This is a genomic window from Pseudomonas sp. TE4620 (assembly GCF_056279045.1).
Map to the genome: position 1 here is coordinate 5,305,812 of NZ_JBWBQO010000001.1, position 20,307 is coordinate 5,326,118.

General features: G+C 63.5%; 21 protein-coding genes. 14 read left to right on the plus strand and 7 right to left on the minus strand.

Annotated elements, in window-relative coordinates:
* The first annotated feature begins 180 nt into the window (after positions 1-180).
* Genes ACZ9A3_RS24630 through ACZ9A3_RS24645 form a run of 4 tightly spaced genes read left to right on the plus strand, consistent with a single transcriptional unit; the run spans position 181 to position 3,867 of the window.
* Positions 181-1,080 carry a TauD/TfdA dioxygenase family protein gene (locus tag ACZ9A3_RS24630; protein ID WP_045201711.1) on the plus strand — a complete coding sequence of 300 codons (900 nt, stop codon included), beginning with the start codon at positions 181-183 and terminating at the stop codon, positions 1,078-1,080.
* A gap of 18 nt (positions 1,081-1,098) precedes the next feature.
* Positions 1,099-2,118, plus strand: coding sequence for an ABC transporter substrate-binding protein (locus ACZ9A3_RS24635; RefSeq protein ID WP_045201713.1), 1,020 nt, complete (start codon positions 1,099-1,101; stop codon positions 2,116-2,118).
* Positions 2,119-2,122: 4 nt separating this feature from the next.
* A complete protein-coding gene (locus ACZ9A3_RS24640; RefSeq protein WP_093377471.1) occupies positions 2,123-2,986 on the plus strand; it encodes an ABC transporter ATP-binding protein in 864 nt (287 codons plus the stop codon).
* A 14-nt stretch (positions 2,987-3,000) separates the two neighbouring features.
* Positions 3,001-3,867 carry an ABC transporter permease gene (locus ACZ9A3_RS24645; RefSeq protein WP_093377466.1) on the plus strand — a complete coding sequence of 289 codons (867 nt, stop codon included), beginning with the start codon at positions 3,001-3,003 and terminating at the stop codon, positions 3,865-3,867.
* Between the two features lie 5 nt (positions 3,868-3,872).
* On the opposite strand, the gene ACZ9A3_RS24650 is transcribed toward ACZ9A3_RS24645, so the two are convergent.
* Positions 3,873-4,883: a helix-turn-helix transcriptional regulator gene (locus ACZ9A3_RS24650; RefSeq protein WP_045201720.1), complete on the minus strand. Its 1,011-nt coding sequence runs from the start codon at positions 4,881-4,883 to the stop codon at positions 3,873-3,875.
* A 206-nt stretch (positions 4,884-5,089) separates the two neighbouring features.
* Between ACZ9A3_RS24650 and ACZ9A3_RS24655 the strand changes: the two genes are divergently transcribed.
* The 6 genes from ACZ9A3_RS24655 to ACZ9A3_RS24680 all read left to right on the plus strand — a co-directional run bounded on the left by ACZ9A3_RS24655 (position 5,090) and on the right by ACZ9A3_RS24680 (position 11,020).
* The gene (locus ACZ9A3_RS24655) at positions 5,090-5,908 is read left to right on the plus strand and encodes a tetratricopeptide repeat protein (RefSeq protein WP_045201722.1); all 819 of its coding nucleotides are present in this window, start codon (positions 5,090-5,092) and stop codon (positions 5,906-5,908) included.
* 94 nt (positions 5,909-6,002) lie between these two features.
* The gene (locus ACZ9A3_RS24660) at positions 6,003-6,455 is read left to right on the plus strand and encodes a MarR family winged helix-turn-helix transcriptional regulator (protein WP_476253217.1); all 453 of its coding nucleotides are present in this window, start codon (positions 6,003-6,005) and stop codon (positions 6,453-6,455) included.
* On the plus strand, positions 6,452-8,542 hold the full coding sequence (locus tag ACZ9A3_RS24665; protein ID WP_476253218.1) for an FUSC family protein: 2,091 nt from the start codon (positions 6,452-6,454) through the stop codon (positions 8,540-8,542). Before ACZ9A3_RS24660 ends, ACZ9A3_RS24665 begins: the two co-directional genes overlap by 4 nt.
* Positions 8,539-8,751 carry a DUF1656 domain-containing protein gene (locus tag ACZ9A3_RS24670; protein WP_045201729.1) on the plus strand — a complete coding sequence of 71 codons (213 nt, stop codon included), beginning with the start codon at positions 8,539-8,541 and terminating at the stop codon, positions 8,749-8,751. The genes ACZ9A3_RS24665 and ACZ9A3_RS24670 overlap by 4 nt, the downstream gene beginning before the upstream one ends.
* Entirely contained in the window at positions 8,748-9,623 is an 876-nt protein-coding gene (locus tag ACZ9A3_RS24675; protein WP_093377456.1) for an efflux RND transporter periplasmic adaptor subunit, read from the plus strand. The genes ACZ9A3_RS24670 and ACZ9A3_RS24675 overlap by 4 nt, the downstream gene beginning before the upstream one ends.
* Positions 9,620-11,020, plus strand: a complete 1,401-nt coding sequence (locus tag ACZ9A3_RS24680) for an efflux transporter outer membrane subunit (protein WP_093377451.1) — start codon at positions 9,620-9,622, stop codon at positions 11,018-11,020. The genes ACZ9A3_RS24675 and ACZ9A3_RS24680 overlap by 4 nt, the downstream gene beginning before the upstream one ends.
* A 13-nt stretch (positions 11,021-11,033) precedes the next feature.
* Here ACZ9A3_RS24680 and ACZ9A3_RS24685 read toward each other — a convergent pair whose 3' ends face one another.
* The gene (locus ACZ9A3_RS24685; protein ID WP_038997749.1) at positions 11,034-11,780 is read right to left on the minus strand and encodes a slipin family protein; all 747 of its coding nucleotides are present in this window, start codon (positions 11,778-11,780) and stop codon (positions 11,034-11,036) included.
* Position 11,781: 1 nt separating this feature from the next.
* A complete protein-coding gene (locus ACZ9A3_RS24690) occupies positions 11,782-13,155 on the minus strand; it encodes an NfeD family protein (protein WP_213602770.1) in 1,374 nt (457 codons plus the stop codon).
* A gap of 102 nt (positions 13,156-13,257) precedes the next feature.
* Between ACZ9A3_RS24690 and ACZ9A3_RS24695 the strand changes: the two genes are divergently transcribed.
* The 3 genes from ACZ9A3_RS24695 (at position 13,258) to ACZ9A3_RS24705 (ending at position 14,728) form a co-directional block, all read left to right on the plus strand.
* The gene (locus ACZ9A3_RS24695; protein ID WP_045201736.1) at positions 13,258-13,716 is read left to right on the plus strand and encodes an aminoacyl-tRNA deacylase; all 459 of its coding nucleotides are present in this window, start codon (positions 13,258-13,260) and stop codon (positions 13,714-13,716) included.
* Positions 13,717-13,776: 60 nt separating this feature from the next.
* On the plus strand, positions 13,777-14,019 hold the full coding sequence (locus tag ACZ9A3_RS24700) for a DUF2789 domain-containing protein (protein ID WP_093377442.1): 243 nt from the start codon (positions 13,777-13,779) through the stop codon (positions 14,017-14,019).
* Positions 14,020-14,089: 70 nt separating this feature from the next.
* Positions 14,090-14,728 (plus strand): hypothetical protein, encoded by a 639-nt coding sequence (locus ACZ9A3_RS24705; protein ID WP_045201740.1) that lies wholly within the window; start codon positions 14,090-14,092, stop codon positions 14,726-14,728.
* Between the two features lie 12 nt (positions 14,729-14,740).
* On the opposite strand, the gene ACZ9A3_RS24710 is transcribed toward ACZ9A3_RS24705, so the two are convergent.
* From ACZ9A3_RS24710 to ACZ9A3_RS24725, 4 genes are all read right to left on the minus strand, one after another.
* Complete coding sequence (locus tag ACZ9A3_RS24710; RefSeq protein WP_093377437.1) at positions 14,741-15,181, minus strand: CBS domain-containing protein; 441 nt, start codon at positions 15,179-15,181, stop codon at positions 14,741-14,743.
* Between the two features lie 174 nt (positions 15,182-15,355).
* The gene (locus tag ACZ9A3_RS24715; protein ID WP_093377433.1) at positions 15,356-15,799 is read right to left on the minus strand and encodes a DUF805 domain-containing protein; all 444 of its coding nucleotides are present in this window, start codon (positions 15,797-15,799) and stop codon (positions 15,356-15,358) included.
* A gap of 10 nt (positions 15,800-15,809) precedes the next feature.
* Positions 15,810-16,160, minus strand: coding sequence for a DUF4190 domain-containing protein (locus ACZ9A3_RS24720; RefSeq protein ID WP_476253219.1), 351 nt, complete (start codon positions 16,158-16,160; stop codon positions 15,810-15,812).
* Between the two features lie 133 nt (positions 16,161-16,293).
* Complete coding sequence (locus ACZ9A3_RS24725; protein WP_093377423.1) at positions 16,294-18,150, minus strand: DUF3857 domain-containing transglutaminase family protein; 1,857 nt, start codon at positions 18,148-18,150, stop codon at positions 16,294-16,296.
* Positions 18,151-18,329: 179 nt separating this feature from the next.
* Here ACZ9A3_RS24725 and ACZ9A3_RS24730 point away from each other — a divergent pair, with 179 nt between their 5' ends.
* On the plus strand, positions 18,330-20,303 hold the full coding sequence (locus ACZ9A3_RS24730) for a TonB-dependent receptor family protein (protein WP_476253220.1): 1,974 nt from the start codon (positions 18,330-18,332) through the stop codon (positions 20,301-20,303).
* Positions 20,304-20,307 lie beyond the last annotated feature (4 nt).

Genomic DNA, 20,307 nt, shown 5'->3' on the forward strand with positions numbered 1-20,307 from the left:
GCAACCTCACCATATGCTTATGCACTAAAGATATTTAAATTCTTCCTCTTATGACTTTATAGTCGATCCCCTGCGTACCTGCCGACCAATCGGCGCGCCGCACGACCGAACCAACACGGAACACCGTGAGTTTCTGATCGATGCGCGCACCTTTGGGCGCGCTCTGCGTGGGAGTGAATCATGTCAGCGGCCTCTAACGCCTTGTCGTCCATCGACAGCGCACAGCAGCAAGCCTTCGAAATCCTGCCGTTCAGTGGTGCCGTCGGCGCCGAGATCATCGGCCTGGACCTGAGCAAACCCGTCAGCGGCGAAGATTTCACCCGGATCCACCGGGCTCATCTCGACCACCATGTGCTGGTGTTTCGCGACCAGCGCATCAGCCCCGAACAACAGATCGCCTTCAGCCGCCGTTTTGGTGAGCTGCAGATCCACGTGCTCAAGCAGTTCCTGCTCAGCGGCCACCCGCAAATCCTCATCGTCTCCAACATCGTTGAGAACGGGCAGAACATTGGCCTGGGCGACGCCGGCAAGTTCTGGCACTCGGACCTGTCATACAAGGAACTGCCAAGCCTGGGCTCGATGCTGCACGCCCAGGAGCTGCCCAGCGAAGGCGGCGACACCCTGTTCGCCGACATGCACAAAGCCTGGGACGGCCTGCCCGAGGCCCTGCGCAAAGCCGTTGAAGGCCGCAGCGCCGCGCATTCCTATACCGCTCGCTACAGCGAGACCAAGTTCGAAGGCAACTGGCGCCCGACCCTGACTGCCGAGCAACTGGCGCAGGTGCAGGAAGTGATTCACCCGGTGGTGCGCACCCACCCGGAAAACGGCCGCAAGGCGCTGTTTGTCAGCGAAGGCTTCACCACCCGCATCGTTGGCCTGCCCGACGATGAAAGCCGGCAGATCCTGACCGAGCTCTACGCCCACAGCGTGCTCGAGCAGAACATCTACCGCCATCAATGGCAGCCCCATGACCTGGTGTTCTGGGACAACCGCTCGTTGATCCACCTGGCCAGCGGCTGCCCTGCGCACCTGCGCCGCAAGCTGTACCGCACCACCATCCAGGGCGATGCCCCGTTCTGATCTTTCGAGGAGTACAGCATGCGCAAATCAATCAGCCGCCTGGCGGCCAGTATCGGCCTGGGTGCCAGCCTGCTCGCCGGCAGCCTGGTGGCGCCGGCCACGGCCCAGGCCGAAGGTGAAATCCGCGTTGCCGAGCAGTTCGGCATCGTTTACTTGCTGCTCAACGTGGTGCGCGATCAGAACCTGATCGAAAAACACGGCAAGGCGCAGGGCATCGACATCAAGGTCGACTGGACGCAATTGTCGGGCGGCGCTGCGATCAACGACGCCTTGCTCTCAGGCTCGGTGGACATCGCCGGTGCCGGCGTCGGCCCGCTGCTGACCATCTGGGACCGCACCCAGGGCCGGCAGAACGTCAAAGCCGTGGCTTCGCTGGGTAACTTCCCTTATTACCTGGTCAGCAGCAATCCCAAGGTCAAGACCATTGCCGACTTCAGCGAGAAAGACCGCATCGCCCTGCCGGCGGTGGGTGTCTCGGTGCAGTCGCGCTTTTTGCAGTACGCCGCCGCCAAGCAGTGGGGCGACAAGGAATACAACCGCCTCGACAAATACACCCTGGCCGTCCCTCATCCGGATGCCACTGCGGCCTTGCTGGCCGGCGGCACCGAGCTCAACGCGCACTTCTCCAACCCGCCGTTCCAGGACCAGGTATTGGCCAACAAGGACGTGCACGTGGTGCTCAACACCTACGACCTGCTCGGCCCGAACTCGCCGACCGTGCTGTTCGCCACCGAAAAATTCCGCAACGACAACCCCAAGACCTACAAGGCCTTTGTTGATGCCCTGGCTGAAGCCGCCGAGTTTGCCCAGAACGACAAGGCAGCCGCAGCTGACACCTACATTCGCGTGACCAAGGCCAAGATCGACCGCGAGGCGTTGCTGAAGATCATCGACAACCCGCAGTACGAGTTCAGCGTGACGCCGAAAAACACCTACCCGCTGGCCGAATTCCTCTACCGCGTGGGCGCGATCAAGCACAAACCCGAATCCTGGAAAGACTACTTCTTCCAGGACGAGAAACCGCTGCAAGGGAGCTGACCGGATGAACACCCCATTGCCAGGCCACACGGTCAGCAAGCTGAGCAGCGTCGCCACGCCGCCGCTGCTGCAGGTAGATAACCTAAGCCTTGAATACCGCACCACGCAGCGCGTGGTGCGGGCTACCCACCAGGTCAGTTTCGAAGTGGACAAAGCCGACCGCTTTGTCCTGCTCGGGCCTTCGGGCTGCGGCAAGTCGACCCTGCTCAAGGCGGTGGCCGGCTTCATCGAGCCCCGGGAAGGGCAGATCCGCCTGCAGGGCCAGGCCGTGCAGGGCCCGGGCCCGGATCGCATCGTGGTGTTCCAGGAATTCGACCAGCTGCCGCCGTGGAAAACCGTCAAGCACAACGTGATGTTCCCGTTGCTCGCCTCGGGCACGCTCAAGCGCAAGGAGGCTGAGCAGCGCGCCTTGCACTACCTGGAAAAGGTCGGTCTGGCGGGTTTCGCCGATGCCTATCCGCATACCCTGTCGGGCGGCATGAAAGCCCGCGTGGCGATTGCCCGGGCGCTGGCCATGCAGCCGAAGATCCTGCTGATGGACGAACCCTTCGCCGCCCTCGACGCCTTGACCCGGCGCAAGATGCAGGAAGAGCTGCTGCTGCTCTGGGAAGAGGTGCGCTTCACCCTGTTGTTCGTTACCCATTCGATCGAAGAGGCGCTGGTGGTCGGCAACCGCATCCTCCTGCTGTCGCCCCATCCGGGCCGGGTACGCGCTGAAATCCACAGCCACCAGTACAACCTGCAAAGCCTTGGCGCCAGTGATTTCCAGGCCTCGGCGCGGCGTATCCACCGCTTGCTGTTCGACGATGATGCCCAGGTCGAGCACGACCCGGCGTTGGGTTTCGCCGACATTCGCATTGCCTACTGACCGGGAGTTTTGCCATGACCACGATTGTTACGCCGCGTCAGGAATACGAAGTCGTTCTCGAACCGCTGCTCAGCGTTCCGCTTGAGCGCCAATTGCCGCTCGGCCAGCGCCTCTGGCAACAGGGCTGGCTGCGCAAGGGCCTGATCCTGATTCTGCTGGCTCTGGCCTGGGAAGCCATCGCCCGCTATCAGGGCAACGACCTGCTGCTGCCGAGCTTTTTACAAACCGCCGCGGCCCTGTACGACGGCCTGCTCAGCGGCGAGTTGCTGGCCAAGGTTGGGGTGTCGCTGGTGGTGCTGCTCAAGGGTTACCTGCTGGGCATCGTGCTTGCGTTCGGCCTGACCAGCCTGGCGGTGTCGACCCAGTTCGGCCGCGACCTGCTCAGCACCCTGACCTCGATGTTCAACCCCTTGCCGGCGATTGCCTTGCTGCCCTTGGCGCTGCTGTGGTTCGGCCTGGGCGACAACAGCCTGATCTTTGTGCTGGTGCACTCGGTGCTCTGGGCCCTGGCGCTGAATACCTACGCCGGCTTTCTCGGCGTCTCCGAGACCCTGCGCATGGCCGGGCGCAACTATGGCCTGCGCGGCTTGCGCCTGGTCGTGCATATCCTGATTCCGGCGGCGCTGCCGTCGATCCTCTCGGGGCTGAAGATTGGCTGGGCCTTTGCCTGGCGCACGCTGATCGCCGCCGAGCTGGTGTTCGGCGCCACCAGCGGCAAGGGCGGGCTGGGCTGGTACATCTTCCAGAACCGCAACGAGCTGTACACCGATAAGGTGTTCGCTGGCCTTGCGGTGGTGATCTTGATCGGCTTGCTGGTCGAGAGCCTTGTGTTCAACACCCTGGAGCGCATCACTGTGCGTCGCTGGGGCATGCAGCGCTGAGCGGCTCAGGCGCTTTGGTACTGCGCCGCAGCATTGTTGAGGGTTTCGGCAATTTGCTGGCGCAGGCTCAGGGGCTGCTCGACGATCAGCCCGTCACCCTGGCTCAGTAGCCACCAGCGCAGCTGCCAGCTGTTGCTGACGGTAGCTTTGAGGCGGTGCCCGGCGTCCAGCGGGGTCAGGTGCATATCGGCCGACAGCGGCGTCTCGCGCACCAGGCGGGCGAGGTTGTCGCTGATCCAGGCCTGCAGTTCGATCTTGTCGGTATCGCCGAACTGCAGGGCGTCGCTGCGCAGGTACGCTTGCAGGTCGAAGGCGCGCAGGCCTTCGGTGGGGCTGTCGAGAATGCGCAGTTTGCGAAAGCGATGCACGGCGAACTGGCGAATGTCGGTATAGGGCGCAGCGGTGGCAATCAGGTAGCTGACCTGGCCGCGCTGAATCAACGCCAGCGGGTTGAGGGTCAGTTCGCTGAGCTTATCGTTGTGCGCCGAGTAGTACTGGCAGTGCAGCTGGTATTCCTCAAGCAGCGCATGCTGCACGGTCTCGAGGATACTGTCGGGCACTTCCGGGGCCTGCATGTTCATGTCCGGGCGTACGCTGGCGACCTTGTCCAGCCAGCGCGCCACCTTGTTCGCTCCCGACAGGTGTTCGAGCTTCTGCCGGGCATGGCTGAAGCGCGGGTCCAACACCTTGAGCATGCTCCCCGGCAACAGCGGGCGTACCGCCTCTTCCACCAGCGCCAGGCTCAGCGCCTCACTGACACTGATACCGCGCAATTCAATGCAGGCGTTGGCTGCCCAGTGCCAGCCGTACGGGATGCTCTTGTCGTTGCGCTCCAGCGGAAAAATCAGCGAAAGCTCGTTGAGATCGCGTTCGATGCTGCGCTTGCTGATGGTGAATCCTGCGTCCTGCAGGCGGCCAACCAGCTCGGCACTGGTAATGCCCGGTGAGCGGCTGGGCAACTGGCGCAGCAACTCCCATTGGCGGCTGAGGGTGGCGCGTGTCGTGGCGGAGGGCAAAAGGTGGCGTCCTTGTCTAGGCTTGCGGTTGTAGCATGGCGCCAGCGCAGTGATATGGCAATTAGCCATTTATGTATCCAGATCAAGGATGAAGCAGTTGAGTGCCCTAACTGAATCGTTCGCGACAGGTTTTGTCGTGGCCGTGCGCAGAATCACGCCTCATCACTCCCGCTGTTGGATCTGTGGGTAGTTCAATGAGGACGAACATGTCAGCTGCAAGCAACATCTACCCACTGCTTGAGCGCCTGTTGCCCGAGCGGATCATCCCTGCGCCCGGCCGCCCTGGCCGCCTGCAGCGGTTGTACGCCGGGGTCGGCATGCCCAGCCAGCGGGCAGTGCTGGGCGAGAGTTTCGCCCTGATCAGCCGCCTGGACGAAGCCAGCGACCTGCAGGCGGTGTACGACGACCTGCGCGCCCAGGCCCTGGAAGGCAACGTCGGCGCGCTCAACGACCTGGGCTGGATCTGGCTCAATGGCAAGTACTGGCGCGCCGACCCGACCCTGGCCGGGCACCTGCTGCGTATGGCGGCCCTGCAGGGCAGTGCCGCAGCCTGGTTCAACCTCGGCCAGCAGCATTACTTCGGCAAGGGAGTGGAGGTCGCCTATGCCAGTGCGGCAGAGTACTACCAGCAGGCGTTCGAGCGTGGCCTGGAACACGCCGCCGCGGCGTTGGGTGATCTCTACGAAGAAGAAATCTGTGACAGCGACAGCCAGGACTGGCAGGTCGACCTGCAGCAGGCCTACCGCTGGTTCCTGCGCGGCGCCCAGCGCGGTGACGCACGCTGCCGCTTCGAGGTCGGCTATCGCCTGCTGCATGGGCTGACGGTCAACGTCGACAGCAAGGCCGCCGTGTACTGGCTGGAACTGGCCGCCGTGGCCGGAGTGATGCAGGCTGCCGAAGAGCTGGCGGTGCATTTCAGCGAGGTCAACAACGCCCTGCGTTACCTGTTCTGGCGCGAGCAGGCGATCAGCCTGGGCAGCAAGCTGGCGCTGAACATGAAGCTGGACGATCAACTGCAACCTTGAACATGACGTTTGTCAGCCACTATTGACGGCAGGGGCGGTGATCGAAGAATATTGATAGTTAGCAAACTATGAATATAGCCACGAACCTCCCTTCATGACCCTCGACGCACTGCAACTCAACATCAGCAGCGGCATGGTGGTGGCCGGCCGGCACTGGCGGCGCATCTGCCAGGCGACCCTGGCCGGCTACGGCATTTCCGACGCCTGCGCGGTCCCTTTGCTGATGATCGTGCGCCTGGGCGATGGCGTGCACCAGGTCGCCGTAGCCCAGGCGGCGGGGCTCGAAAGCCCGTCGCTGGTGCGCCTGCTCGACCAGCTGTGCAATGCAGGTTTTGTCTGCCGTACGGAAGATCCGGTCGATCGCCGGGCCAAGGCTCTGAGCCTGACCGCCAGCGGTCGGGTATTGGCCGAAGCCATCGAAGGCGAACTGGTGCGCCTGCGCCGCGAAGTGCTACAGGGCATCGACGAAGCCGACCTGCTGGCCACCCTGCGTGTGCTGCGCGCCTTCGAAGACGCTGCCCAGCGCACCCCGGGCGTGCCGACGTGAACGGTTTTTTCAGCTCGATGCCGCCGGCGCGCGACTGGTGCTACGGGGTGCGCACCTTCGCCGCGTCGATGATCGCCCTGTACATCGCCTTGCTCATGCAACTGCCCCGGCCTTACTGGGCCATGGCTACGGTGTATATCGTCTCCAGCCCGTTCGTCGGGCCCACCAGTTCCAAGGCCCTGTATCGCGCCATGGGCACCTTGCTCGGCGCTGCCGGGGCGGTGTTCCTGGTGCCGCTGCTGGTGCAGACGCCAGTGCTTTTGACCGTCGCCGTGGCGCTGTGGACCGGCACCTTGCTGTTCCTCTCGCTGCACCTGCGCACCGCCAACAGCTATGCGTTGATGCTGGCCGGCTACACCCTGCCGATGATCGCCCTGCCGGTGGTCGACGACCCGCTGGCAGTGTTCGACATTGCCTCGTCGCGGGCCCAGGAGATCTGCCTGGGCATCGTCTGTGCGGCAGTGGTCGGAGCGATCTTCTGGCCACGGCGCCTGACCCCGGTGCTGGTTGGCGCCACTGGCAACTGGTTCAACGAGGCGATCCGCTACAGCGATACCTTCCTGGCCCGCGAGGCGACTGCCGATAAAGTCGGCGGCTTGCGTGTCTCGATGGTCACCACCTTCAACTCGCTGGAGCTGATGATCGGCCAGTTGTCCCATGAAGGCGCACGGCCGCAAACGGTGAAGAATGCCCGCGAGCTACGTGGGCGAATGATCCACCTGCTACCGGTGATCGATGCCCTCGACGACGCCTTGCTCGCCCTCGAAGGCCGTGCCCCGGTCCAGAGCGAACAGCTGCAGCCATTGCTGAGCGAAGCCCGCGCCTGGCTGCAGGGCACCGCGCAGGATCCATCGCCGGCACGCTGGTCGGCGTTGCGTGCGCACATCGAACATATGCAACCGAGCGCCGCCGCCCTTGATGAGCGCGCCTCGCTGCTGCTGTCCAACGCGCTCTATCGCCTGGCTGAATGGGCCGACCTGTGGCAAGACTGTTGCAGCCTGCAGCACGCCATCCGCAACGAAGACCTCTCGCCCTGGCGCGCGGTGTATCGGCACTGGCGCCTGGGCCGGCTGACGCCGTTCTTCGACCGGGGGCTGATGCTCTACTCGGTGTTCTCCACCGTCAGCGCGATCATCGTTGCCACCACCCTGTGGATTTTGCTCGGCTGGGGCGACGGCGGCAGCGCGGTGATTCTCGCCGCCGTGGCCTGCAGCTTCTTTGCCGCCATGGACGATCCGGCGCCGCAGATCTACCGGTTCTTCTTCTGGACTTCGCTGTCGGTGCTGTTTGCCAGCCTTTACCTGTTTCTGGTGCTGCCCAACCTGCATGACTTTCCGATGCTGGTGCTGGCCTTCGCCATACCGTGCATCTGCGTCGGCACCCTGACCGTGCAGCCGCGCTTCTACCTGGGCACCTTGCTGACTATCGTCAACACCGCCTCGTTCATCAGCATCCAGGGCGCCTACGACGCCAACTTCCTGACCTTCATCAACGCCAACCTGGCCGGGCCGGTGGGCTTGCTGTTCGCCTTCGTCTGGACCCTGGTGGTGCGCCCGTTCGGCGTTGAGCTTGCGGCCAAGCGCCTGACCCGTTTCAGCTGGCACGACATCGTCGGCATGACCCAGCCGGCCACGCTGGCTGAGCACCGGCACCTGGGCGTGCAGATGCTCGACCGGCTGATGCAGCAACTGCCGCGCCTGACCCAGACCGGCCAGGACACCGGCACCGCCCTGCGAGACCTGCGCGTGGGCCTGAACCTGCTCGACCTGCTGGCCTATATGCCACGGGTCGGCGCGCAGCCGCGCCAGTTGCTGGAGCGGGTGGTGGAAGAGGTGGGCGAACACTTTCAGGCCTGCCTGGACGCGCGCCGTCGGCTGCACGCGCCCGAGGTGCTGTTGCAGAGCATGGAGCGCGCCCGTCGCGCCCTCAACCTCAACGACCTGGCCGACAGCGCCGAGGCCCGGGTGCACCTGTTGCACGCCTTGAGCGGCCTGCGCCTGGCGCTGTTGCCGGGGGTCGAGGTGGTGCTTGAGCCATCCGACGATCAGCAACAACTGCCCTATGGCATCGATGGAGCGCCGCTGTGATCGGAGATCTGGATATCAGCGGGGTGTTCCTGCCCACGCTGCTGGTGATGATGGTCGTCACCTATTTGCTGTTTCTCGGTGTGCACGCGTTGCTCAACCGCGTGCATTTCTACCGCCTGGTCTGGCACCGGGCGTTGTTCAACGTTGCGCTTTACGCCGTGCTGCTCGGCACGGTCGATCACTTTTGCCGAAACCTGATGCTGCCATGAAAAAACCCTTGTTGACCCTGGGCCGCGTGGTCCTGACCCTGCTGGTAGTGACGCTGGCGACCGTGTTGGTCTGGCAGATGGTCATGTACTACATGTTCGCCCCCTGGACCCGGGATGGGCACATCCGCGCCGACGTGATCCAGATCGCCCCTGATGTTTCCGGTTTGATCCAGCAGGTCGAGGTACGCGACAACCAGGTGGTCAAGCGTGGCGACGTGCTGTTCACCATCGACCAGGACCGCTTCCACCTGGCCCTGCGCCAGGCCCAGGCGACCCTGGCCGAGCGCAAGGAAACCCTGGCCCAGGCCCAGCGCGAAGCCCGGCGTAATCGTGGCCTGGGTAACCTGGTGGCCGCCGAGCAACTGGAAGAGAGCCAGTCGCGCCAGGCCCGCGCCGAATCGGCCCTGGCCGAAGCCCAGGTGGCGGTGGATGCTGCGCAGTTGAACCTCGACCGTTCAGTGGTGCGCAGCCCGGTTGATGGCTACCTCAACGACCGCGCACCGCGTGCCCACGAGTTTGTCAGTGCCGGGCGGCCGGTGCTGTCGGTGGTCGACAGCGACTCCTACCACGTCGATGGCTACTTCGAAGAAACCAAGCTGGCCGGCATTCACATCGGCCAGGCTGTGGATATCCGCGTGCTCGGCGACAACACCCGCCTGAGCGGGCGGGTGCAGAGCATTGCCGCCGGTATCGAGGACCGCGACCGCAGCAGCGGCGCCAACCTGCTGCCCAACGTCAACCCGGCGTTCAGCTGGGTGCGCCTGGCCCAGCGGATCCCTGTGCGGATTGCCTTCGATGAGGTGCCGGCAGACTTTCGCATGATCGCCGGGCGTACGGCGACGGTGTCGATCCTTGAGGACAAGGGCCAATGAAACGGCTGTCACTGCTCGGCTTGAGCCTGCTGCTGTCGGCCTGCCAGATGGTCGGGCCGGACTACAACGTGCCCGAGGATGCCGCGATCCAGCGCGCCGACTTGCAGGGCCAACTGCGCCAGGACGCCAGCAGCGTGGTCTCGGCGCCCGTGCCGAAAGACTGGTGGCACCTGTATCAGGACGAACGCCTCAATGAGCTGGTGCGCCAGGCCCTGGCGGCCAACAGCGAACTGCGTGTGGCGGCGGCGAACATCGCCAAGGCCCGTGCCCAGGTCGAAGAGGCCGAAGCCCAGGGTGGCCTGAACGGCGGTGTGAAGCTGGGTGCCCAGCGTTTGCAGGAGTCTGGCGAAGCCTTTTTGCAACCAGAGAAAGTGCCGGTGGCCAACATCGGCGAGGCGATCATCAGCGCGTCTTACCAGTTCGACCTGTGGGGCACCCTCAAGCGTGGCGTCGAGGCCGCCCAGGCCAATGCCGACGCGACCCAGGCCGCCGCCGATACCGCACGCATCACCCTGGTGGCCGACGTGGTACGTGCCTACACCCAGGTCTGCGCGGCCAACGAGGAATACCATATCGCCCATGAGTCCCTGGACCTGCAGCAGCAGAGCGTGACCCTGACCCAACGCCTGCGCGATGCCGGGCGTGGTGACGAAACCCAGGTGACCCGCTCGCAAACCCAGTTCAAATCCTTGCGCGCCGAGCTGCCGCGTTACCAGGCTGCGCGTGAAGCGGGCCTGTACACCTTGTCGATGCTGCTGGCCAAGCCGCTCAACCAGTTGCCGGCCGGAACCGCCGATTGCGCCGAGCTGCCGCATATCGCCCAGGTGCTGCCAGTGGGCGATGGCGCCGCGCTGCTCAAGCGCCGTCCGGATATCCGCCAGGCCGAACGCAGCCTGGCCGCGGCCACGGCGACTATCGGCGTAGCCACCGGGCAGTTGTATCCGGACATCAGCATCGGTGCCCAGGTGGGCACCATCGGTATCCTGGAAAACCTCGGCAAACCTGCGACCAACCGCTGGGGCTTCGGCCCGCTGCTGACCTGGAATGTACCGACCAACGGTTCGCGGGCGCGCATCCGTGAGGCGCAAGCTTCGACCCAGGCGGCGCTGGCGCATTTTGACGGGGTGGTGCTCAACGCCATTCGCGAAACCCAGACCAGCCTTGCGCAATACAGCGCCTTGCTGGAGCGCCGCGATGCCTTGGCCGATGCCGAGCGTTCGGCGCAACTGGCGGCAGACCAGACCCATAGGTTTTACCAGGCCGGGCGTGAGTCGTTCCTGGCGGACCTGCAGGCGACCCGCACCTACACCGAGATGCGCGCGCAACTGGCGGCGGCCAATACCCAGGTGGCTATGGGGCAGATCGGCTTGTTCCTGGCGTTGGGTGGCGGTTGGTAGCTCGCATCGCGGGTCACTTATCCACAAGCCCTTTAAGCATCTCTATCGGCAACGGAAAGACAATCGTCGACGACTTGTCGCCAGCAATGCTGCCCAGGGTCTGCATGTAGCGCAGCTGCATCGCCCCCGACTGGCGGCCGAGCATTTCTGCCGCTTGCATCAGTTTCTCCGAGGCTTGCAGTTCACCTTCGGCATGGATCACCTTGGCCCGCCGCTCACGTTCAGCCTCAGCCTGGCGGGCAATGGCGCGGATCATCGACTCGTTGAGATCGACATGCTTGATCTCGACGTTGGCCACCTTGATGCCCCAGGCATCGGTTTGCGCATCCAGCACCTGGCGGATGTCCAGGTTCAGCCGTTCGCGCTCGGCCAGCAGTTCGTCCAGCTCATGCTTGCCCAGCACCGCGCGCAAGGTAGTCTGCGCCAGTTGGCTGGTGGCCATGAGAAAGTCCTCGACCTGGATGATCGCCTTCTGCGGGTCGAGCACGCGAAAGTACAGCACCGCGTTGACCTTGACCGAGACGTTGTCGCGGGTGATGACATCCTGTGGCGGCACATCCAGCACCACGGTGCGCAGGTCGACCCGGACCATCTGCTGGATCCCCGGAATCAACAGCACCAGCCCCGGCCCTTTGACCCGCCAGAAGCGCCCGAGCTGGAACACTACCCCGCGCTCGTATTCACGCAGGATGCGAAAGGCCGACAGCAACAATACCGCCAGCAGCGCCAGCAAGGCGCCAAAGCCCAGTTCGAAAAACATCTCAGTCTCCTTGCGCCGGTGGTTGTGCCTCGGCGCTGACGTCCAGTAGTACGCCCTTGCGTGTCATCACCCGGACGCGTTGCCCCACCTGCAGTGGCGTCTGGCACTGGGCCTGCCACTGTTCACCCTGCGCCTGCACCGAACCGATGAACGGGTCGCTGTCATTGACCGCCATCACCGTCGCCAGGCTACCCACCAGCCCGGCATCGCCACTGACCAGCGCGCGCTGACGCGCCTTCATGGCCATGCCCAGCACGCCGCCGAGCAGCAGCGCCGAGAGCAGGGCGAGGGTCAGGATCAGCGCCAGGGGGATGCCGAAGCCGGGCACGTCGGTGTCCATCAAGATCACCGCGCCGACCACGAAGGCAACGATGCCGCCAAAGCCGACCACGCCAAAACTGGGCAGGAACGCCTCGGCAATCATGAAGGCGATGCCAAGCAGGATCAGCGCCGCACCGGCATAGCTCACCGGCAACAACTGCAAGGCATACAGGGCCACCAGCAGACAGATGCCACCGATCACCCCGCCGACCCCGGAGCCCGGGCTCATGAACTCGAACATCAGCCCGTAGATACCGATCATGATCAGGATCAGCGCCACGCTGGGGTTGGTGATCACCGCCAGCAGGCGCGTGCGCCAGTCCGGCTCGCGTTCGATGATGCTGACGTTGGCGGTGTGCAACTGCACGGCTTGGCCGGCGGCTTCGAGGCTTTTGCCATCGAGCTGGCGCAGCAGGTCGGGCAGGTCGTTGGCGATGCGGTCGATGACTTTCAGGCGCAAGGCTTCGTTGGCCGGCAGGCTGACCGATTCGCGTACCGCCTGTTCAGCCCAGTCGGCATTGCGCCCGCGCAGTTGCGCCAAACCGCGAATATAGGCGGCAGCGTCGTTAATCTGCTTGCGGGTCAGGGTGTCTTGTTCGCTGCTCGGTGCTGGCTTGTCGCCGGTGGGCGCAGCCGGGTCTTTCGGCGGGCCTGGCATCCCGCCGATCTGCACCGGCGTGGCGGCGCCGAGGTTGGTGCCCGGGGCCATGGCTGCGACATGGCTGGCGTAGAGAATATAGGTGCCGGCGCTGGCCGCCCGGGCGCCACCGGGGGCGACGAAGGTAGCGACTGGTACGGGGCTGGCGAGGATCGCCTTGATGATCGCGCGCATCGAGCTGTCGAGCCCGCCCGGGGTGTCGAGGCGGATGACCACCAATTGCGCCTGCTGCGTCTTGGCCTGCTCCAGGCCGCGTATCAGGTAGTCGGCACTGGCCGGGCCGATGGCGTCGTCGATACTCAGTACCAGCACCGGATTGCCGGGCGCAGCCACACCGCTCGTCAGGGCGCCGAGCATCAATAAAACCAGCAGGTGCCGACACCAGCGAGCGATCACCTGAATTCACCCGGGCTGTGCGTGTCCAATAAGTTTAGTCGGCTGCTTGCGGCAGCACGGCCTAAACTTCAGAAGTGGGGGCGCTGTATCCGGAGGTGCATCATGCGTATGGCAAAAACCCTGCAGCAGTGCCTGGACAAGGCCGGCTGCGACTACGACATCATTTCTCACCCGCACTCATCTACCAGCCTTGAGTCGGCCCGTACCGCTGGAGTGCCCGCCGAGCGGGTGGCCAAGTCGGTCATGCTCGACGACCGCCATGGCAACTATCTGATGGCCGTGCTACCGGCCAACCGTCACCTGGACATGAGCAAGGTGCGCGCCACCGGCGCCTGGCAAATGACCCATGAAAGCGGGCTGCCGCATCTGTTCGGCGACTGCGAGCGTGGCGCCATTCCGGCACTGGGCGATGCTTACTCGATCAAGATGCTGCTCGACCCGACCCTGACCCGTCAGGGCGATATCTATGTCGAGGCCGGTGATCACGATCACCTGATCCACATGAACATGACGCAATACCTGAAACTGGTACCGAACGCCGAAGTGCGTGAGGTTTGCTGATGATCAACCCACTGCCAGGCTGGCGTCGTGGATGCCCGTCCTGGCCCCAAGGAGTCACGCATGGAATCAAATATTCATCCGTTTTCGGAGCTCTTCAAACAGCTGGGCCTGGCTGATGATCCCCAGGGCATTGACCAGTTCATCACCAGCCACTCGCCGCTCAAGAATGAAATAAAGTTGGTTGATGCACCGTTCTGGACCGAGAGCCAGCGGGCATTTCTCAAGGAAAGCATTATCGAAGACTCCGACTGGGCCGTGCCGTTCGACCAGCTGAACGAGGCGCTGCGGCGTCCGAAAAAATAAACGCCGAGCGGCACATCGACCGGCGAATGGCGTTGCTATGCTCAGGAAAAACAACAAGGGGACAGCGCCAATGAAAGATCCCTATGCCGCCGGTTTCTGGTGTGCCGTGACCGCCCTGGGGCTGCTGACCGTCGGTTATTTCTATGGAATCAAACAGACCCACCAGTTGGGTCAGGCTCTGGTATTTCTTTACGCCGCCGGGGGCGTGATCGGGGCGCTGGCCCTGACCGCGCTGGCGTGGATTGCCTGGCAGCAACTGCGGGTGAGCAAACGCCAGTTGGCCCAAGGGCGAACCTTGGTGGCTATCTGGAACACCAAGGTTGCCTTGCGCCGGGTCGAAACCGTCTTCGACCGTTATTTCTGGGGCAGTTACTGGCAGCCCGGGCGTACCTTCCAAGAGGTAATGGGCGAGCTTGAAGGCACGCCGCTGGAGCAGAGCCTGGAAGCGCTGAAACGCCAATGCCGCGAGCTCGACCGCGAAACCCATGACCACCGCCGCCACTGGCTGGACAACGCCCGCGAGCTGTCTACGGTTGCCACTGCAATGGCCCGGGAGCGTTATCAACTGGACTTGTGCGACTCGCAGCAGAGCAGCGGGCGCGGCGCCGCGGTGCTCAACCGCGACCTGGAAGTGCTGGTGTACACCTGGTCAGCGCGCCTGCGCAGCTTCGACCACCAGCTCGATGAGCTGGAGGGCGAATACCGCTGAGCGTGCCGCGAATCAGTCGCCGCGAATGTACTGTTCTAGTTGCAGAATCATGTTGGCCTGTTCGGCGATGGCTTCCTTGACCAGGTCGCCAATCGACAGCAGGCCCAGCAGCTCGCCGTTCTCGACCACCGGCAGGTGGCGCAGGTGACTGTTGGTCATCATGTTCATGCAGTACTCGACGTTCTGGTGCGGGTCGACGGTAATCACCGGCGCACTCATGATCGCACTGACCGGCGTGCCCACCGAACTGCGGCCCTTGAGCACCATCTTGCGCGCGTAGTCGCGCTCACTGACGATCCCCACCACACACCCATCCTGCACCACCGGCAGGGCACCGACGTTCTTCTCGGCCATCAACCGCAGCGCATCGAGCACCATGTGGTCGGGGCCGATGGTGTGAACCTGGTGGTGCTGCTGGGCTTTTGTTTTTAGAAGCTGTGCCACGGTTTTCATAGAGGCCTCTGCGATGCTGGGAGTGGGTGACGGCAGATAGCTAAAGAATCGTGTACAGATCGCTGCAGGGCAAGGGCGAAAGCGGCATCGATGTGATTGAAAAACGTCATGGGCGCAAAAATGCCAAAGCGGCCAATGATGGCCGCTTTGCTTTGACTCTCGATCAAGCCGTGATCAGGTGTTTTTCGGGTTTGGGCCGAAACGGTTCGGGCCACGCTGGCTGTCCTGGCACAGGAAGATCAGGTTGACGAGCGGGAACAGCAGCCACCAACCGCTACGGTCGGTGTCGTGCATGCGCCGAACGGCTACGGCAATGCCCGGGACCAGCAACGCCACGCTGTACAGGTAAGCGAAGAGCGTGCCGGTACGGAGCTCGCGGTCGAGATAGGGCACCAGCATGTACACCAGGAAGGTGACCAGGATGAACAGCCAGTATTCCTGGCGGCGTGACCGACCCGAGAACAGGGCGTATTTCTTCAGTAGTTCAACGTACCAGATGCCGGCTGGCGCAGGTGCTGCAGTGAAGGTTGCAGCAGGTTGCGGTGCACCGCAGGCTGGGCAAGCCACGGCGCTGTTGTGGATTTCCTTGGCGCAGCCACGGCAAAAAACCATATTCATGTGTTGTCCCTTACATGACTAGCCAGATCAGCAAAATGAGCAAAATGCCTGACAACACCGCGCCAGTAATTGCCATGTAGGTTCGCGGTTCTTTTTTGACCAGGCTGAGCGTGCCCAGGACCAGCCCGGTGAGTGCAAACAAGCCCATCCCCCACAGGGTGTTACGATCCCAGCTGGCTGGTTCGAACAGCGTCAATACACAGGCGATGCACAGGATCAGCGAGCTGGCTGCCATCCAGGACAAGCGCTTGCCGGCAGGTTGCGTGGTGGCAGAGGGAGTCTGAGGGGCGCCGCACTGTGGGCAGCTGGGCGCCGTTTCATGGATTTCCATGGCACAACCGCGGCAAAAAACCATTGCCATGACAATTCCTTTTGATAGTTCCGCTTGCGCAGCGCAGCGCAGGGCGCGGCGGAGTTTATCAAAGACTTCGACGTTGGCGTAACAGCGACGGCGCCCTGCTGACCTCCCGAGGGATTCGGCAGGGCGCAGTACCTCAGCTCTTCTGCACGATCACCTGACTGTTCAGGTCATTGAGCATGGCGTCCAGGGTTGGCTTCATCTTCTCGAAGTCTTTCACGCTGCACACCGCTTTCGGGTTGTGGAAGTCCAGGCGGCGTTTGATCACCAGGCTGTTGCCTTGCAGGGCATAGTCGGCGCTGTAGTCGAAGTGTTTGTCCTTGAGGCTCACAGGCTTGGGCGCGGCGATGATCTTGACGTCGGCCGGGAACTCGAAGCGCGCTTGTTCTTCGGTGATGCCGGAGATGCAGGTGAAGTCCTGGGTGCGCTGCTTTTCAGCGATAAAGCCGAAGATATTCTGGGCGATGCCGCCAGCCAGGCTGGTCAGGGTCGGCACGCCGATCGGGCCGGGCAGGTTGACCAGGTTTTCGCTGCGGCCGTTGATGTGCATCTCGAAGGCGCCGCTGGTTTCCAGGTCGTCGCTGCTGATCTTGCCGCTGCCGCGCTGGCCGTAGGCGGCGAGGATGCGCTGGGTCAGCAGGTCGCGCTCGGCCGGCTGCATGTTGCGCATCATCCAGCGGTTCATTTCGGCGGCCCAGCCGTCGATTTTCGAAGCGTGACTGAAGTCGGCGGCGCCGCTGCTGGCCACGGTGTAGGTGGTGCTGTTGTGCACCAGGCCTGTTTGGGTGGCCGGAGTGTGGCCGAGCTTGCCGGAGCGGGTCAGCACGGTGGGTTTGTCCAGCACCGGAGCGGGCAGGTAGCCGCTGGCAATGGCTTCGGCGGTGGAGTCCAGGTACAGGTCCAAGCTCGGGATGTAGGTGACCACATGGTTGATCACGCCCAGGGTCGGCACCTTGGGCAGGGCGTAGGCATTGCCGAGGTTGATCAGCGCCGGGGTGCTGTCGATATTGACTGCGGCCAGCAGCGCTTCGAGCAGGGCCACGTGGTCCTTGCAGTCGCCATAACGGTTGCTCAGCACGGTATCGGCGGCATGCGGCACCACGCCGCCAGCACCGATGTAAACCGCCACGTAGCGAATGTTGCGGCGCACCCAGTCACCCAGGGCCAGGGCCTTGTCGCGCGGGTCGTCGATCTTGGCCGTGAGCTTTTCCGCCAGTTCGCGGATGGCGGGCGTCACTTCGCTGTTGGCGCGCGCCGCGTAGGCTTTGGCGAACTCGCTGTAGTCAGCGAAGGTGGAAACCGCCAGGTACTTGCCGTAGTCCGAGTAGGCTACTGCGCCCAGTTCTGTACGGGCGTTGTCACCCTGCACATAATCCCACTGGTAGACCTTGCGCCCAGGCTCGGCCTTCGGGCTGGACGCCTTGAAGCCCTTGGCCTCGGCATTGAGCTTGAGGTTCTTCGGCAGGTCGTAGATCAGGGTGAACTGCTGGGTCGGGTGGAACTGCGGCATCGCCAGGTCTTCGAACTGGCCAGGGAACAGCGGGGTCTTGCGCTGTTTCTTGAAGCTCAGCACCAGGCGATCGCCGACGGCGACTTCGGGGAAGATCACTACCTTGACCAGGCTGTCATGGAACATCGGCGCCTGGGACGATTGCTGCTCCTGTTGCTCCTTGATCTGCTCGGGGCTGACCTGCACTTTGCGGCCATCGGGCTTCTGGGTGTAGGCCTGGGTCACCTCGAGGGTTTCCAGGGTGCGGTTGTAGTACAACGACTGCTGGGCCTTGGCCTGGATCGCGCGTTCTTCATTGATCAGCAGGACCAGGTCCTGGGTGGCGGCGTAGCTGCCGTCTTCGGCCACCACGGTGCGTAGAATGTCCTTTTCGATGGTGACGGAGGGGTCGGTACCGTCGTCCTTGGCCTGTGCGATGTTCAAGGCGAACAGGCAGCACAACATCCCGACCCACCGGGCCGGGGTCACAGCGAACCGCTTCATAAAGATCCTTCTTGCTGGTGTATTCCAGGGGTCTGACTCGTTAAATGCGAATCAGTTAGTAGCATTTTGCCTTATAACTGGCTGTTGCTGCTGCGCCAATTTTTTCAGCGCAGGTTTTCCTGCGTTTTCTGTCCCTATCGATTCAAGGATTCAGCATGTTTACCAGGCGGCACTCCGTCATGACCCTCCTGTTGCTCGGCGCCGGTAGCGCCTGTGCCGACAGCGTCGAACTGGCGCCGCTGGAAGTGACCTCGACCCGGGTCAATTCCGCCTGGTTGCAGACCCCGGCTTCGGTAAGCGCCGTGGACATCGCCGAGAAGCCCGGCGAGCAACTGCTGACCCTCGATGGCCTGCTTTCGGCCGTGCCCGGCACCGTGTCGCAGAGCCGCTACAACATGGCCCAGGGCATGCGCCTGTCGATTCGTGGCTTTGGTGCGCGTTCGAGCTTCGGCATGCGCGGAATTCGCGTGATGGTCGACGGCGTACCGCTGACCATGCCCGATGGCCAGACCGAAATGGACGGCGTTGACCTGGGCCTGGTGGAGCGCATCGAAGTGATCCGCGGCTCGGCCTCGACGCTTTATGGCAACGGTGCAGGCGGGGTATTGGCAATCCAGACCCGAGAGCCGTCGCTGACACCGCAATCGTCCATCGATGTCAGTGGTGGCGAGTATGGCTACCAACGCCTGCGTGCGGAAACCAGCGGCACCTCCGGCAACCTTGGCGGCCTGCTGGCGCTCAATGTCACCAACCTCGACGGCTATCGCCAGCACTCCAGCTCCGAGGCGCGCAACCTCACCGGCAAGCTGCGCTGGCAGGGCGATGCCGGGCAACTGGGGGTAACGTTCCAGGCGCTCGACAACCGTTCCGAAGACCCTGGCGCCCTGACCCTCGCCGAAGTGCACGCCAAACGTGACCAGGCCCGCGCCCAGAGCCTGTTGTACAACTCCGACGAAGACATCACCCAGCAGCGTCTGGCGCTGAACTGGACCGGCGATCTTGGCGAGGCCGACAGTTATCAAGTGCGCAGTTGGCTGGGGCGGCGCGAGTTTGGCAATCGCCTGCCTTACGCCAATGGCGGGCAGACCTCCTACACCCGGCTGTTCGCCGGGGTAGGCGGGCAGTACACCCATAAGGCCAGCTGGTTCGGCCTGGATCAACACGTCACCGCCGGTGTCGATCTTGAACAGCAGCGCGATGAGCGTGAACGCCACAACAACCAGATCGGCGGTGGCACCGGGGCGCTGACCCTGCGTCAGCAAGAGAAGGCCGGCAGCGTTGGCCTGTACCTGCAAGACAGCATCGACCTCAGCGAGCGCTGGCAACTGACCCTGGGCGGGCGCTACGACAGCATGCGCCTGGCGGTGGACGACCGCTTCGAGCGTGACGGCGACGACTCCGGCTCGCGCACGCTGGATGACTGGAACTACAGCGCCGGCCTCAGCTATCGCCTGAGCGAGCATTACCTGGTCTATGCCCGCGTCGCCACCTCGTTCGAAACGCCCACGGTCAACGAACTGGCCAACCCGGCAGGTGGCGGCTTCAACCCGGGCCTGCAACCGGCCAGGGCGCTCAACCGTGAGCTGGGAATCAAAGGCGAATGGAGCGACGTGCGCGCCGAGGCGGTGCTTTACAGCATCGCGCTTGAGGATGAGCTGGTGCCTTACGTCGACGGCGGCCAGACCTTCTACCGCAACGCCGGCAAGTCGCGCCGCGACGGCGTTGAGCTGAGCGCCGACTACCAGGTGCTGGAGCACTGGCGTCTGTCCATGGCCTACAGCTTCAACAACTACCGCTACACCGACTTCAACGGCTTTGACGACAACCGCCTGCCGGGCATCCCGCGTCAGACGTTGTTTAGCGAAGTGGCTTACGAGCGTGATGGCTTTTATGCGCGCGTGAACATGAATGCCTACGGCCCGCAGTACGCCGACAACGCCAACAGCGCGCGGGTGGCCGGGGTCGCTTTGCTCAACTTGCGCCTTGGCAAGCAGTTTGATCTTGGCGGCCAGACCCTGGAGCCGTACCTGGGTGTGGATAACCTCAGTGACCGCCAGTACTACGACAACCTGCGCATCAACGATGGCGCCGGGCGTTACTACGAACCGGGGCCTGGGCGCACGCTGTATGCCGGTGCGCGCCTGAGTTTCTAACCCG

Excerpts from the sequence above, each read along its gene's own strand:
- ACZ9A3_RS24630 (WP_045201711.1), top strand. The coding sequence starts at position 181 with ATGTCAGCGGCCTCTAACGCCTTGTCGTCCATCGACAGCGCACAGCAG.
- ACZ9A3_RS24635 (WP_045201713.1), top strand. The coding sequence starts at position 1,099 with ATGCGCAAATCAATCAGCCGCCTGGCGGCCAGTATCGGCCTGGGTGCC.
- ACZ9A3_RS24640 (WP_093377471.1), top strand. The coding sequence starts at position 2,123 with ATGAACACCCCATTGCCAGGCCACACGGTCAGCAAGCTGAGCAGCGTC.
- ACZ9A3_RS24645 (WP_093377466.1), top strand. The coding sequence starts at position 3,001 with ATGACCACGATTGTTACGCCGCGTCAGGAATACGAAGTCGTTCTCGAA.
- ACZ9A3_RS24655 (WP_045201722.1), top strand. The coding sequence starts at position 5,090 with ATGTCAGCTGCAAGCAACATCTACCCACTGCTTGAGCGCCTGTTGCCC.
- ACZ9A3_RS24660 (WP_476253217.1), top strand. The coding sequence starts at position 6,003 with ATGACCCTCGACGCACTGCAACTCAACATCAGCAGCGGCATGGTGGTG.
- ACZ9A3_RS24675 (WP_093377456.1), top strand. The coding sequence starts at position 8,748 with ATGAAAAAACCCTTGTTGACCCTGGGCCGCGTGGTCCTGACCCTGCTG.
- ACZ9A3_RS24680 (WP_093377451.1), top strand. The coding sequence starts at position 9,620 with ATGAAACGGCTGTCACTGCTCGGCTTGAGCCTGCTGCTGTCGGCCTGC.
- ACZ9A3_RS24685 (WP_038997749.1), bottom strand. The coding sequence starts at position 11,780 with ATGTTTTTCGAACTGGGCTTTGGCGCCTTGCTGGCGCTGCTGGCGGTA.
- ACZ9A3_RS24695 (WP_045201736.1), top strand. The coding sequence starts at position 13,258 with ATGCGTATGGCAAAAACCCTGCAGCAGTGCCTGGACAAGGCCGGCTGC.
- ACZ9A3_RS24700 (WP_093377442.1), top strand. The coding sequence starts at position 13,777 with ATGGAATCAAATATTCATCCGTTTTCGGAGCTCTTCAAACAGCTGGGC.
- ACZ9A3_RS24705 (WP_045201740.1), top strand. The coding sequence starts at position 14,090 with ATGAAAGATCCCTATGCCGCCGGTTTCTGGTGTGCCGTGACCGCCCTG.
- ACZ9A3_RS24710 (WP_093377437.1), bottom strand. The coding sequence starts at position 15,181 with ATGAAAACCGTGGCACAGCTTCTAAAAACAAAAGCCCAGCAGCACCAC.
- ACZ9A3_RS24715 (WP_093377433.1), bottom strand. The coding sequence starts at position 15,799 with ATGAATATGGTTTTTTGCCGTGGCTGCGCCAAGGAAATCCACAACAGC.
- ACZ9A3_RS24720 (WP_476253219.1), bottom strand. The coding sequence starts at position 16,160 with ATGGCAATGGTTTTTTGCCGCGGTTGTGCCATGGAAATCCATGAAACG.
- ACZ9A3_RS24725 (WP_093377423.1), bottom strand. The coding sequence starts at position 18,150 with ATGAAGCGGTTCGCTGTGACCCCGGCCCGGTGGGTCGGGATGTTGTGC.
- ACZ9A3_RS24730 (WP_476253220.1), top strand. The coding sequence starts at position 18,330 with ATGACCCTCCTGTTGCTCGGCGCCGGTAGCGCCTGTGCCGACAGCGTC.